12 protein-coding genes and 1 tRNA gene are annotated in these 12,511 nt (G+C 68.8%); 7 read left to right on the top strand and 6 right to left on the bottom strand.

Annotated elements, in window-relative coordinates; translation table 11 throughout:
* Positions 1–25 precede the first annotated feature (25 nt).
* The 3 genes from VG899_02390 to VG899_02400 are packed head-to-tail and all read left to right on the top strand — an operon-like array spanning position 26 to position 4,704.
* Positions 26–1,456, top strand: coding sequence for a sigma 54-interacting transcriptional regulator (locus VG899_02390; GenBank protein ID HWA65203.1), 1,431 nt, complete (start codon positions 26–28; stop codon positions 1,454–1,456).
* Entirely contained in the window at positions 1,453–3,411 is a 1,959-nt protein-coding gene (locus VG899_02395; GenBank protein HWA65204.1) for a hypothetical protein, read from the top strand. The genes VG899_02390 and VG899_02395 overlap by 4 nt, the downstream gene beginning before the upstream one ends.
* Positions 3,412–3,429: 18 nt before the next feature.
* On the top strand, positions 3,430–4,704 hold the full coding sequence (locus VG899_02400; GenBank protein ID HWA65205.1) for an MFS transporter: 1,275 nt from the start codon (positions 3,430–3,432) through the stop codon (positions 4,702–4,704).
* Here VG899_02400 and VG899_02405 read toward each other — a convergent pair.
* Positions 4,609–5,730 carry a cystathionine gamma-synthase gene (locus VG899_02405; protein ID HWA65206.1) on the bottom strand — a complete coding sequence of 374 codons (1,122 nt, stop codon included), beginning with the start codon at positions 5,728–5,730 and terminating at the stop codon, positions 4,609–4,611. The genes VG899_02400 and VG899_02405 overlap by 96 nt on opposite strands.
* A 36-nt stretch (positions 5,731–5,766) precedes the next feature.
* Positions 5,767–7,137, bottom strand: a complete 1,371-nt coding sequence (locus tag VG899_02410; protein HWA65207.1) for a cystathionine beta-synthase — start codon at positions 7,135–7,137, stop codon at positions 5,767–5,769.
* A 114-nt stretch (positions 7,138–7,251) separates the two neighbouring features.
* Here VG899_02410 and VG899_02415 point away from each other — a divergent pair, with 114 nt between their 5' ends.
* Positions 7,252–8,475 carry an acetyl-CoA C-acetyltransferase gene (locus VG899_02415; GenBank protein ID HWA65208.1) on the top strand — a complete coding sequence of 408 codons (1,224 nt, stop codon included), beginning with the start codon at positions 7,252–7,254 and terminating at the stop codon, positions 8,473–8,475.
* A gap of 22 nt (positions 8,476–8,497) precedes the next feature.
* Positions 8,498–9,505 carry a LuxR C-terminal-related transcriptional regulator gene (locus tag VG899_02420; GenBank protein HWA65209.1) on the top strand — a complete coding sequence of 336 codons (1,008 nt, stop codon included), beginning with the start codon at positions 8,498–8,500 and terminating at the stop codon, positions 9,503–9,505.
* Position 9,506: 1 nt separating this feature from the next.
* Here the strand turns inward: VG899_02420 and VG899_02425 are convergent, their stop codons facing one another.
* Complete coding sequence (locus VG899_02425; GenBank protein HWA65210.1) at positions 9,507–9,833, bottom strand: hypothetical protein; 327 nt, start codon at positions 9,831–9,833, stop codon at positions 9,507–9,509.
* Between the two features lie 101 nt (positions 9,834–9,934).
* On the opposite strand from VG899_02425, the gene VG899_02430 reads away from it, so the two are divergent.
* Both VG899_02430 and VG899_02435 read left to right on the top strand, forming a co-directional pair.
* The gene (locus VG899_02430) at positions 9,935–10,165 is read left to right on the top strand and encodes a DUF4287 domain-containing protein (GenBank protein HWA65211.1); all 231 of its coding nucleotides are present in this window, start codon (positions 9,935–9,937) and stop codon (positions 10,163–10,165) included.
* On the top strand, positions 10,165–10,575 hold the full coding sequence (locus VG899_02435) for a PPOX class F420-dependent oxidoreductase (GenBank protein ID HWA65212.1): 411 nt from the start codon (positions 10,165–10,167) through the stop codon (positions 10,573–10,575). The genes VG899_02430 and VG899_02435 overlap by 1 nt, the downstream gene beginning before the upstream one ends.
* Here VG899_02435 and VG899_02440 read toward each other — a convergent pair.
* The 3 genes from VG899_02440 to VG899_02450 all read right to left on the bottom strand — a co-directional run bounded on the left by VG899_02440 (position 10,572) and on the right by VG899_02450 (position 12,494).
* The gene (locus VG899_02440; protein HWA65213.1) at positions 10,572–11,048 is read right to left on the bottom strand and encodes a MaoC family dehydratase; all 477 of its coding nucleotides are present in this window, start codon (positions 11,046–11,048) and stop codon (positions 10,572–10,574) included. The two genes, VG899_02435 and VG899_02440, sit on opposite strands and share 4 nt — an antisense overlap.
* Positions 11,049–11,089: 41 nt before the next feature.
* Positions 11,090–11,164, bottom strand: a tRNA-Leu gene (locus VG899_02445).
* Between the two features lie 10 nt (positions 11,165–11,174).
* Positions 11,175–12,494 (bottom strand): NAD(P)/FAD-dependent oxidoreductase, encoded by a 1,320-nt coding sequence (locus tag VG899_02450; protein HWA65214.1) that lies wholly within the window; start codon positions 12,492–12,494, stop codon positions 11,175–11,177.
* Positions 12,495–12,511 lie beyond the last annotated feature (17 nt).

Consider the following 12,511-nt stretch of genomic DNA (forward strand, 5'->3'; position numbering starts at 1 on the left):
TGCCCCAGAGTCGTAACGTGAGGAAATGACGAGCATCCCGCCAGCGAGCGACCTTCCCCGCACCCTCGGCGCACTTCGCGCGTCCGGTCACGTCGCCAAGACGGTCAAGGCCGAGCTACGCGACAACCTGCTCGCGCGAATGCGGGAGGGCGGCGACCGCTTCCCGGGAATCATCGGCTTCGACGAGACCGTCCTGCCGCAGGTGGAGCGGGCGATCCTTGCCGGTCACGACATCGTCCTGCTCGGCGAGCGCGGCCAAGGCAAGACGCGGCTGATCCGGACGCTGGTGCAGCTGCTCGACGAGTGGACGCCGATCGTCCAAGGCTGCGAGATCAACGATCACCCGTACTACCCCGTGTGCGGCCGCTGCCGTCGGCTCAAAGAGGAGCAGGGCGAGGCGCTCCCAGTCGCCTGGAAGCCCCGCGACGAGCGGTACGCCGAGAAGCTGGCCACCCCCGACGTCTCCGTCGGCGACCTGATCGGTGACGTCGACCCGATCAAGGTCGCCGAAGGCCGCGCGTTGGGAGACCCGGAGACGGTGCACTACGGCTTGGTGCCGCGCACCAACCGCGGCATCGTCGCCATCAACGAGCTGCCCGACCTCGCCGAGCGGATCCAGGTGGCGCTGCTCAACGTCTTGGAGGAGCGCGACATCCAGGTCCGCGGCTACGTGCTGCGGCTGCCGCTGGACCTCGTGCTCGTGGCGTCGGCGAACCCGGAGGACTACACGAACCGCGGCCGCATCATCACCCCGCTCAAGGACCGTTTCGGTGCGGAGGTGCGCACCCACTACCCGCTCGACCTCGACGACGAGCTGCGCGTGGTCACCCAGGAGGCCCTGATCGTCTGGGGCGACGACGCGGTGTCCGCGGCGCTGCCCGATCACCTCATCGAGGTGATCGCCCGGTTCACCCGGCACGTGCGGGAGTCGCCCGCGGTCGACCAGCGCTCCGGCGTCTCGGCCCGGTTCGCCGTGTCGGCCGCCGAGACCGTGGCCGCCTCTGCGGTACGCCGCGCCGCGCTGGTCGGCGAGGAGGTTGCGGTTGCGCGGGTCTGCGACCTGCCGGCCATCGTGCCGGCGGTGCAGGGCAAGGTCGAGTTCGAGACGTCCGAGGAGGGCCGCGAGGCCGACATCCTCGAACATTTGCTGCGCCGCGCGACCGCGGACACCTTCCGCAGCCGACTCGGCGGCGTCGACCTCTCTGCGATCGTCGACCTGTTCACCGAGGGCACGACGGTGGAGACGGGTGAGCTGGTCCCGGCCACCGACCTACTCGCCGGCGTCGGGACGGTGCCCGGCCTCGGACGTCTGCTCTCCGCCCTCGGGATCGACGAGGGTGCCGAGACCCCGGGCCTCGCGGCAGCCGGACTGGAGTTCGCCCTCGAAGGCCTCTACCTGCTGCGCCGGCTGTCGAAGGACGAGCTGCCCGACCGCATCGTGTACGGAGCGCGATGAGGAGATCTCGCTACTCCGAGTGGCGTGGCGGGGACGACCCGCTCGCGCCGCCGTACGACCTGTCGGACGCCCTCGACCAGATCGGCGACTCGGTGCTCGACGGGCAGTCACCGGCGGAGGCGTTCCGGTCCATGACCCGTCGTGGGCTGTCCGGCCGGCAGGGCCTCGACGACCTGCTGCGGCAGGTCCGCGAGCGGCAGCGGCGGGCCCGCGAGGCGGGCCGCCTCGACGGCACCCTCGACCGCGTTCGCGAGCTGCTCGACCAAGCGCTCGAGGCGGAACGCAACGCCCTGTTCCCCGACCCGAGTGACGACGCCCGGCTCGCCGAGGCCGAGCTCGACGCCCTGCCGCAGCAGACCGCGCGCGCGGTCCGCGAGCTCAGCGACTACCAGTGGCGCAGCCCCGAGGCGCGCGCCGCGTACGACGAGATCCAGCAGCTGTTGCGAAGCGAGGTGCTCGACAGCCAGTTCCGCGGGATGAAACAGGCGCTGCAGAACGGCGACCCCGAAACGCAGCAGCGCATCAAGGACATGCTGGGCGCGCTCAACGACATGCTCGACGCCGATGCCCGCGGCGAGGACGTGTCGCAGCAGTTCGAGCAGTTCATGCAGAACTATGGCGAGTTCTTCCCCGACAACCCGCGCAACCTCGAAGAGCTCGTCGACTCGCTCGCCCGCCGCGCCGCGGCCGCCCAGCGACTGACGAACTCGCTGTCTGCCGAGCAGCAGGCCGAGCTCGCCGGGCTGATGCAGCAGGCGTTGCAGGACGCGGGACTCGCCGAGCAGATGGGGCGGCTCTCCGACCAGCTGCGGGCCCGGCGCCCCGAGCTCAACTGGACCGGGCGCCAGCGGATGAGTGGCGACACACCGCTCGGGCTGGGCGACGCCACTACCGCCCTGGAGGAGTCGGCCGACCTCGACGAGCTCGCCCAGATGCTCAGCCAGGACTACCCGGGCGCGTCCCTCGACGACGTCGACCCTGAACTGCTTGCCCGAGCCCTGGGACGCAACGCGGTCGATGACCTCGAGGCGCTACGCCGGATCGAGCGCGAGCTTCGGGATCAGGGCTACCTCCAGCGCAGCGACGGCGGGCTCGGGTTGACCCCCAAGGGGATGCGCCGGATCGGTCAGACCGCACTGCGACGCATCTTCAACCGGCTTCACGCCCGCGGTCGCGGCAACCACGACATGCACGACGCCGGTGCGGCCGGTGACCCGACCGGCGCGACGCGCACGTGGGAGTTCGGGGACGAGCAGCCCTTCGACGTGGTCCGAACGGTGCGCAACGCGGTCCTTCGCTCGGGTCCGGGTTCGCCGGTGCGAATCGCGGTCGAGGACTTCGAGGTGGTCGAGACCGAACGGCGATCCGGCGCGGCGGTCGCGCTGCTGATCGACCTGTCGTACTCGATGGCGTTGCGAGGCACCTGGCCCGAAGCGAAGTCGACCGCGCTTGCGCTGCACACACTGATCTCGACGCAGTACCCGCAGGACGCCATCGAGGTCATCGGGTTCTCCCGCTACGCGCGGGTGCTCCGCCCGCAGGACCTTCCCGGGTTGTCGTGGGACATGGTGCAGGGGACCAACCTGCAGCACGCCCTCGTCCTCGCGTCACGTCACATCGCGCGTCACCCCAACGCCGAGCCGGTCGTCATGGTCATCACCGACGGTGAGCCGACCGCCCATCTGCTCGCCGACGGCAGCGCCTGGTTCGACTGGCCGACCCATCCCGAGACGACCGCCGCGACGATGGCCGAGGTCGAGCGCATCACTCGTCGTGGCGCGACGATCAACGTCTTCATGCTCGACGACGAGCCCGGCCTGATCCGGTTCGTGAAGGCCATGGCCGCCCGCAACGGCGGCCGCGTGTTCACGCCGGACGCCAACCGGCTGGGCGACTACGTCATCAGCGACTACCTCAGCGCCCGGCAGGGCCGCCGCGGTGGCCGCGTCGCCTGACGGTCAGTTCGTTAGCTGATGGCGAGGGGCGGCACCGGGCAGCAACCGCTGCCCCGCGAGATCCGGGTGCTCGTCGCGGTGGCGTTCTTCGTCGCGCTCGGTTTCGGCATCGTGGCGCCGGCCCTCCCGGTTTTCGCACGCAACTTCGGGGTCGGCAAAGCGGCGGCCGGTGCGGTGATCAGTGTCTTCGCCGTGATGCGGATCGCGTTCTCGCTACCGGCCGGGAAGCTCGTCGACCGTTACGGCGAGCGCCTCGTCATGGCCACCGGCATCGGCATCGTCGCCGTCAGCAGCGTGCTGGCCGGCATCGCTCAGAACTACGGCGAGCTGATCGCGTTGCGCGGGATCGGCGGGGTCGGGTCGGCGATGTTCTCGATCTCCGCCCTCGGCCTGCTGGTCCGGATGACCGCACCGGCGCAGCGTGGCCGGGCGATGGGTTTCTGGCAGGGCGGCTTCCTGCTCGGCGGGATCACCGGGCCGGTCCTCGGCGGCTTCATCGACGGTGTCTCGATCCGGTTGCCGTTCTTCATCTACGCCGGCACGCTCAGCGCAGCCGGAGCGGTCGGGCTGATCCAGCTGCGGGCGACGCCGCTCGCCGACCGGGCGCACGCGGGCAAGGCGGCCGCCACCAAGCTGACCGACGCGCTGCGCAACCGCGCCTACCGGGCGGCGCTGGCGGCGAACTTCGCCGACTCGTGGGGCGCGATCGGCGTACGGTCCGCGCTGGTGCCACTGTTCGTCGGCGACGTGCTGCACCGCAAGCCCATCTGGACCGGCGTCGGCTTCCTCGTCGTGTCGGCGGTCAACGGCGCCACGCTGATCCCGGCCGGCCGGTTCGCCGACAACGTCGGGCGCAAGCCGCTGCTGGTCGGCGGGTGCATCGGCAGCGGCGTCGGCATCGCGATCCTCGCGGTTGCGCAAGATCTGCCCGGCTACCTGATCGGGCTCGCCGTTCTGGGTTTGGGCTCGGGACTGCTCGACGTCGCCCCCGGGGCGATCGTCGGCGATCTCGTCGAGGGGCGGGCGGGGCCGGTCTTCGCGGCGTACACGATGTCGTCGGACATCGGGACGGTCGTCGGCCCGGTGGCGGCGGGGGCGATCGCCGACATCTCCTACGGGGCGGCGTTCCTCAGCACGTCAGGCATCCTCGGCGTGGCCGCCGTCGTCGCGCTGCTCGCTCCGGAGACGCGCGGCTGGTCAGCCCAGGGCCCGCTGCAGATCGGCGAGCAGATCGGTCACGGCCTCGATCCCGACGCTCAGCCGAACGAGATCAGCGGGGACCTCCAGCGCTGAGCCGGCGACGCTTGCATGGGTCATCCGGGCCGGGTGCTCGATCAGCGACTCGACGCCGCCGAGGGACTCGGCGAGGGTGAACAGCTCAGCCCGGCGACAGACGTCGAGTGCCTGCTGCTCACCGCCCGCGACCCGGAAGGACACCATCCCGCCGAACCGCCGCATCTGGCGACGCGCGACGTCGTCGTTGTCCGGATAGCGGACCTCGACCACGGCGGGATGGCCGCGCAGCATGGCCACGATCTGCTCAGCGTTGTCGCAGTGCCGGTCCATCCGGACCGCGAGCGTCTTGATGCCTCGCAGCACCAGCCACGAGTCGAGCGGGCCGGCGACCGCACCCATGGCGTTCTGGTGGAACGCCACCTGGTCGGCCAGCGAGTCGTCACGGACGATCAACGCGCCGCCGACGACGTCGCTGTGACCCCCGAGGTACTTCGTCGTCGAGTGGACCGCGACGTGGGCGCCGAGTGCGAGCGGCTGCTGCAGGTACGGCGAGGCGAAGGTGTTGTCGACGACGAGCAACGCACCCACGTCGTCGGCGATGGCGGCGAGACCGGCGATGTCGCTGACCCGCAGCATCGGGTTGGTGGGCGTCTCGCACCAGACCACGCGGGTGTTGTCACGGACGGCCGAGCGCACCTGGTCGAGGTCGTGCTGGGGCACCGCGGTGTAGGACAACCCCCAACGCTCGAGCACTTTGGCGAACAGCCGGAACGTGCCGCCGTACGCGTCGTCGGGGATCACCACGTGGTCGCCCGGAGCGCAGACGGTACGCAGCAGGGTGTCCTCGGCGGCGAGTCCGCTGGCGAACGCGAACCCGCGAACCCCGCCCTCGAGCGCGGCCAGACAAGTCTCGAGCGCGGTGCGGGTCGGGTTGGCGCTACGGCTGTACTCGTATCCGCCGCGGGTGCCGCCCACCCCGTCCTGCGCGAACGTCGACGTCAAGTAGACCGGCGGGACCACCGCACCGGTTGCCGGGTCCGGCTCCTGACCCGCGTGGATCGCACGCGTCTCGAACCCGCCCATTTCGGACACGCCACAACGGTAGAGCCAGGCGGGTCCCTAGTGGGAAGCGAGGAAGCCCAGCAGGTCCTGCCGGGTCACGATGCCGACCGGTCGGCCGTCGTCCAGCACGACCGCGGCGTCCGCTCCCTGAAGTGCGGCAACGGCCGCCTCGACGGGCTCGCCCGCTCCGATCAGCGGCAACGCGCTCGACATGTGACGTTCCAGCGGGTCGGCGAGCCGGGCACGGCCGTTGAACAGCGCGTCGAGCAGATCGCGCTCGACGACCGAGCCCATCACCTCGGCGATCATGACGGGCGGCTCCGCACGCACGACGGGCATCTGCGAGACGCCGTACTCGCGAAGGATGTTGATCGCCTCGCGCACCGTCTCGTAGGGGTGGACGTGGACGAACGCGGGGACCTCGCCGGTCTTGCGGGTCAGTACGTCGCGGACCGACTCGGCCTTGCCGCCGGCGGCGAGAAAGCCGTAGTCGGCCATCCAGTCGTCGTTGAAGATCTTCGACAGGTAGCCGCGGCCACCGTCGGGCAGCAACACGACGACGACGGCGTCAGGGTCGGCCTGGGCAGCGACTCGCACCGCAGCCGTGGCCGCCATCCCGCAGGACCCACCCACGAGCAGGCCCTCCTCGCGAGCGAGGCGGCGGGTCATCAGGAAGGAGTCGGCGTCGGACACCGCAATGATCTCGTCGCATACGTCGCGGTCGTAGTTCGCGGGCCAGAAGTCCTCGCCGACGCCTTCGACGAGGTACGGGCGACCGGTGCCACCTGAGTAGACCGAGCCCTGCGGATCGGCGCCGATCACCCGCACGGCGCCGCCCGAAACCTCCTTCAGGTAGCGGCCGGTCCCGGAGATCGTGCCGCCGGTCCCGACTCCGGCGACGAAGTGGGTCACCTTTCCATCGGTCTGTTCCCAGATCTCCGGCCCGGTGGTCTCGTAGTGCGACTGCGGGTTGGCCGGGTTGGAGTACTGGTCGGGTTTCCAGCCGCCGGGCCGTTCCCGCGCCAGACGATCCGAGACGCTGTAGTAGGAGTCAGGGTGCTCCGGCGGTACGGCGGTCGGGCACACCACCACCTCCGCGCCGTACGCCCGCAGGACGTTGATCTTGTCGGCGGACACCTTGTCCGGGCAGACGAACACGCAGCTGTAGCCACGCTGCTGCGCGACGATCGCGAGCCCGATGCCCGTGTTGCCGCTGGTCGGCTCCACGATCGTGCCGCCGGGCGGCAGCGCCCCGGATGCCTCCGCAGCGTCGATCATGCGCGTCGCGATGCGGTCCTTCACCGAACCGCCCGGGTTGAGGTACTCGACCTTCGCGGCCACCGTCGCCGCGGCGCCGTCGGTCACCCGGTTGAGGCGGACCAGCGGCGTCCGCCCGATGAGGTCCACCACCGAGCCGAAGACGTCCACGGCCGCCTCTCCTCACCCGCCGATCAGCGATGCCGGCTTCGCCGACGCCCTTGCATGGAACGTACTCTTGGGAATCTCTGTTCGGCACCGAAGCCGATCCGCGAAGGAGCAGTCATGCCCGAGGCCGTCATCGTCGCCACCGCACGCTCACCGATCGGTCGCGCGTTCAAAGGATCGCTGGTCGACTTCCGGCCCTACGACCTCGCCACGACGATCGTGCAGGCAGCGCTGGACAAGGTGCCCGCGCTCGACCCGCACACCATCGACGACCTGATCGTCGGCTGCGGGCTGCCCGGCGGCGAGCAGGGCTTCAACATCGGTCGCGTGATCGCGGTGAAGCTCGGCCTGGACGACGTGCCGGGTACGACGATCACCCGCTACTGCTCGTCGAGCCTGCAGTCCACGCGCATGGCCTTCCACGCGATCAAGGCGGGTGAGGGCGACGTGTTCGTCAGCGCCGGCGTCGAGATGGTGAGCCGATTCGGCAAGGGCAACAGCGACTCCCTGCCGGACACCCAGGACCCGTCCTTCGCCGACGCGCAGGCGCGATCGGCGAAGATGGGCGAGGGCAACTTCACCTGGTCGGACCCGCGCGAGGACGGCAAGCTCCCGGACGTCTACATCGCGATGGGCCAGACGGCTGAGAACGTCGCGCAACTGAAAGGCATCAGCCGCCAGGAGCAGGATGAGTTCGGCGTACGGTCGCAGAACCTCGCCGAAAAGGCAATCGCGAACGGGTTCTTCGAGCGTGAGATCACCCCGGTGACGACCCCCGGTGGTGTCGAGGTGAGCAAGGACGACGGTCCCCGCGCCGGAGTGACGATCGAGGGCGTCTCCGCGCTCAACCCGGTGTTTCGTCCGGACGGCACCGTCACCGCCGCGAACTGCTGCCCGCTCAACGACGGCGCAGCGGCGGTCGTGATCATGAGCGACACCAAGGCGAAGGAACTCGGCCTGACGCCGCTTGCGCGCATCGTGGCGACCGGCGTGTCGGGCCTGAGCCCCGAGATCATGGGCCTCGGCCCGATCGAGGCGACCAAGCGTGCCCTCGCTCACGCCGGCAAGTCGATCGACGACATCGACCTCGTCGAGATCAACGAGGCGTTCGCGGCACAGGTCATCCCGTCGGCACGTGAGATCGGCATCGACCCGTTCGGTGACAAGCTCAACGTCAACGGCGGTGCGATCGCGGTCGGTCACCCCTTCGGCATGACGGGCGCCCGCATCACGACGACGTTGCTCAACGGGCTGCAGACTCACGACAAGACGTTCGGTCTCGAAACGATGTGCGTTGGCGGGGGCCAGGGCATGGCGATGGTGATCGAGCGTCTGAGCTAGGCGCACACAAAGGGGGAAACAAGTGCCCGCGGATCGGCGGGAAGCACACGAAAGCGGGATCCTCGAGACCTTCGGTCTCACCAGCGACGCCGAATGGTTGTGGTTCGCCCTCCTCGCTGATCCACGCGTCGATGTCATGTCGGCGGCACGTGCACATGGATTGAGCGCCGGGGCAACCCACGCTGCCGTCAACGAGCTGAGGGCGGCGAGCCTCGTCCGCGGCAGCTCGAACCATGAGCTCACCGCGTACGAGCCGAGCCTCGCGGTTGAGACCCTGATCGCTCGAACCGAACGGGAGCTTGCAGGCAGGCACGAGCAGCTGCGGTCGATTCGGTCCAAGCTGCCTGCGCTGTCGGAGTCGTATGCCCTCGCGCGGGCAGTGGACCACAACACCGCCGCCATTGAGGTAGTTGTGTCGCTCGAGGAGATCCGCGAACGAATCTCGCTGGCAAGCGAACAGACCAAGCAAGAACATCGTCACCTGATGCGGGATGCCAAGGCAGCGAGCATTCGAGCGGCCGCCCCGGTCGACGCGGAGTCACTTGCCCGAGGCGTCCACCAGCGTTCGATCATCGGCACGAGCGATCTCGCAGAGCCTGACGTGTATGAGGCGCTGAGGGAACTCCACGAACTCGGCGAGGAGATCAGATCACTGCCTTACGTGCCAACTCAGATGATGGTTATGGACCGGGACCTAGCCGTCGTACCCCGCGCGCCGGTCGATTCTTCGCTTGGCGCGATCTTCGTCAGAGAACGCACCATCGTCGATTTGCTCGTGTACATGTTTGATCATCTTTGGTCGATCGCGCTGCCCGTGTTCGGGAGCGTTGAGGGGCTCGGTGCTCCCAGCGGACGTGTCGCTCGGGTACTCGAGCTGATGGCCGCCGGCGTTAAGGACGAACGCATCGCACGGACGTTGGAAGTCGGCTCACGAACCGTACGGCGCGACATCGCCGAGCTCAAGGAGCGCCTCAGCGTGGCATCCCGGACCGAGGTGGTCGCGGCCGCGGTACGGCAGGGCTGGTTGTAGCTCACCGGGTCGCGGCGAGCGCCCGATCGATCCCGGCCCGCAGCTGTGCCAGAAGATCGTCCTGGGGCGAGTGTGCGAGGCCATCGAGACATTCGCGTCCGATCACGGCGATGGCGTCGGCGAGGACGTGCGAGTCGACCTGTGGGACGGGAAGGCGTCGACCCTGCTGGGACTCACACACGCTCACCATCGTCTGCAGCAACGACTCAGCGGCGTCGCGGCGGGTTCGCCAGGCCAGCGGCGAGAGGCGGCTGAGCCGCGCAACGAGACGCTCGAGCTCGTCTCCGGTGGCCGCGAACGTGCTCTCGACGTCGTCGCTGGGCGCCACGGGCACGACCGTAACCCCTGGCCGCCAGATCCCCTCTTGTTCTCCGGCGATCGTTGGGGGACGCTAGGACAACGGTCGGTCGAATCCGTCAGGAGGCGCTCATGTCGATGCCCCAGTCCGAGGACACTCACCAGTCGTTGCTGGCGAGGATTCCCGATTCGACGGGGCGCGACCTGAGCAGTTGGTTCGGTTGTCTGGACGCCGGACCCGCCCTGCTCAGATTCGATGAACGGGTGACCTGGCTGCGGGATGAGCACGACCTGCCGCACGGCTACGCCCGCGCGATCGTGCACGAGCACGACAAGCGCCGCGCGGCCACCCGCTCCGAGTAGTGGACGTCGACGAGGCGCTCGCGTTCATCCGCAGCAACCATCACGCCGTCCTCGCGACGCTTCGCGGCGATGGCGCGCCACAGCTGACGCCGGTCACGGCAGGCGTGGACGACAGCGGGAACGTGCTGGTGTCCAGCCGAGAACCGGCCGCGAAGGTCCGCAACCTGCGGCGCGACCCACGCGCCTGGCTGACCGTCTTCACCGACCGCTTCTTCGGTGACTTCGTCCAGGTCGAAGGCGACGTCACCATCGTGTCGCTGCCGGAGGCGATGGAGGGCCTCGTCGACTACTACCGGTCGATCTCCGGCGAGCATCCGGACTGGGACGACTACCGGGCCGCGATGGAGCGGGATCAGCGGGTCCTGATTCACATCCGGGTGACCCGAGCAGGTCCGAGCTACTCGGGCTAGGCGTAGACCAGGCGAGTGATCCACTCGGCCACGAGCGCCGGCTTCGACTCGCCTTCGATCTCCACCGTCATCGTCCGGATGGTGTGAAGGGTGTTCGGGTCTTTCAGCTCGACACCCGACAGGACGCTCGTGCAGCGGATTCGCGAGTTGACCTTGACCGCCTGGATGAAGCGGATCTTCTCGAACCCGTAGTTGACGCCCATGACGAGACCGTCGAAGCGTTCCATCGGCTGCTTGATCGTCTCGGTGAGCTTGACCAGCAACGACAGCGTCAAGAACCCGTGAGCGATCGTGACGCCCCACGGCGACATCGCCGCCGCCTTCTCCGGGTCGACGTGGATGAACTGATGGTCCTCCGTGACGTCGGCGAACTCGTTGATCCGCTCCTGGGTGATCTCGAGCCAGTCGCTGGTGCCCTCGGTCTCTCCCACCGCGGCGTTCAACTTCTCGTAGGCCGCCTCAGCCTTGGTCATCCATCCCTCGTCTCATGTGTGCCGCCGGAGCCGCTTCGTCGTGCCCCCGGTCGGACTCGAACCGACAACGACCAGATTTTAAGTCCGGCGCCTCTGACCTGTTGGGCTACGGGGGCACCGCAGACGCTACTTGGCGGCGCCGCGGGCCGCTTCCCGCTGGAAGTCGCGACGGGGGTCCGCAAACGTGCCCAAGGAGACGATCTCGCGTCGGAAGAACAGCGCAAGGGTCCAGTCGAGCACCACTCGGAACTTGCGGTTCAAAGTCGGCACTCGCAGGAGGTGATAGGTCCGGTGCATCCACCACGCCGGCAGGCCCCGCAGCTTGATGCCGTACACCTCCGCCACTCCGCGATGCAGACCCAGGCTTGCGACCGACCCCGCATATGCGTGGCGATACTGGCGCGGCTGCTTGCCCCGCAGGACAGCGACGATGTTGTCGCCGAGTTGCTTCGCCTGCCGTACGGCGTGCTGCGCGGTCGGGCCGCACAGCGCGTCAGGCGAGTCCTTGGTCACATCCGGCACTGCGGCGCAGTCGCCCGCAGCCCAGGCGTCGGGGGTGTCCACGACACGGAGGTCGGCGCGACAACGCACCCGCTTGGCGTCGTCCAGCGGCAGGTCGCTCGATTCGAGGAGCGGGTTCGGCCGGACACCGGCGGTCCAGACGATCGTGTCCGCGTCGAACTCCGACCCGTCGGAGAGCACCACATGACCGTTCTCGAGCGATTCGACCTTGGTGTCCAGCCGGACTTTGATGCCCTGTTTCTCGAGCTGTCGGACGGTGTACTCGGCCATGTCCAGACTCACTTCGGGCAGGATGCGCCCGGTTGCTTCGACCATCGTCCAGTGCATGTCGTCCGGCGACAGCGACGGGTAGGACCGGATCGCGTCTCGCGCCATGTCTTCGAGCTCGGCGATCGCCTCGACACCGGCGTAGCCCCCACCTACGAAGACGAAGTTCAACGCGCGCTTGCGGATCGCGGCGTCATCGGTCGCGGCGGCGAGATCGAGTCGGGACAGCACCCGGTTGCGCAGGTAGATCGCCTCCGCCGCCGTGCGGAAGGCAATCCCGGTCTCGGCCAAACCAGGAATCGGCAACGTCCTCGCCACCGATCCGAGTGCGACGACCAGGACGTCGTAGCCGACCTCGCGTTCTTCTCCGGCATCGGGTCGGAAGCACACCCGCCGCGCCCCATGGTCGATCGAGGTGACGGTCCCGACCAGCACCTCGCACTTGTTCAACACTCGGCGCAACGGCACCACCATGTGTCGCGGCTCGAGGTTGCCTGCTGCCGCTTCCGGCAGAAAGGGCTGGTAGGTCATGTAGGAGTTCACGTCGATCACGGTGACCTTCGCTTCGTCCCGACCGAGCCGCCGCTGGAGTCGCAGCGCGGTGTACATGCCGACGTAGCCGCCGCCGACGATCACGATCCGAGTCTGTGTGGACACCGTTGGTACCTACCCGT

The organism is Mycobacteriales bacterium, assembly GCA_035550055.1.
Taxonomy (GTDB): Bacteria; Actinomycetota; Actinomycetes; order JAFAQI01; family JAFAQI01; genus DASZTV01.

What these genes read in the sequence shown, in the direction of transcription:
- VG899_02390 (HWA65203.1), top strand. Translation starts at nt 26, where the DNA reads ATGACGAGCATCCCGCCAGCGAGCGACCTTCCCCGCACCCTCGGCGCA.
- VG899_02395 (HWA65204.1), top strand. Translation starts at nt 1,453, where the DNA reads ATGAGGAGATCTCGCTACTCCGAGTGGCGTGGCGGGGACGACCCGCTC.
- VG899_02400 (HWA65205.1), top strand. Translation starts at nt 3,430, where the DNA reads ATGGCGAGGGGCGGCACCGGGCAGCAACCGCTGCCCCGCGAGATCCGG.
- VG899_02405 (HWA65206.1), bottom strand. Translation starts at nt 5,730, where the DNA reads ATGGGCGGGTTCGAGACGCGTGCGATCCACGCGGGTCAGGAGCCGGAC.
- VG899_02415 (HWA65208.1), top strand. Translation starts at nt 7,252, where the DNA reads ATGCCCGAGGCCGTCATCGTCGCCACCGCACGCTCACCGATCGGTCGC.
- VG899_02430 (HWA65211.1), top strand. Translation starts at nt 9,935, where the DNA reads ATGTCGATGCCCCAGTCCGAGGACACTCACCAGTCGTTGCTGGCGAGG.
- VG899_02440 (HWA65213.1), bottom strand. Translation starts at nt 11,048, where the DNA reads ATGACCAAGGCTGAGGCGGCCTACGAGAAGTTGAACGCCGCGGTGGGA.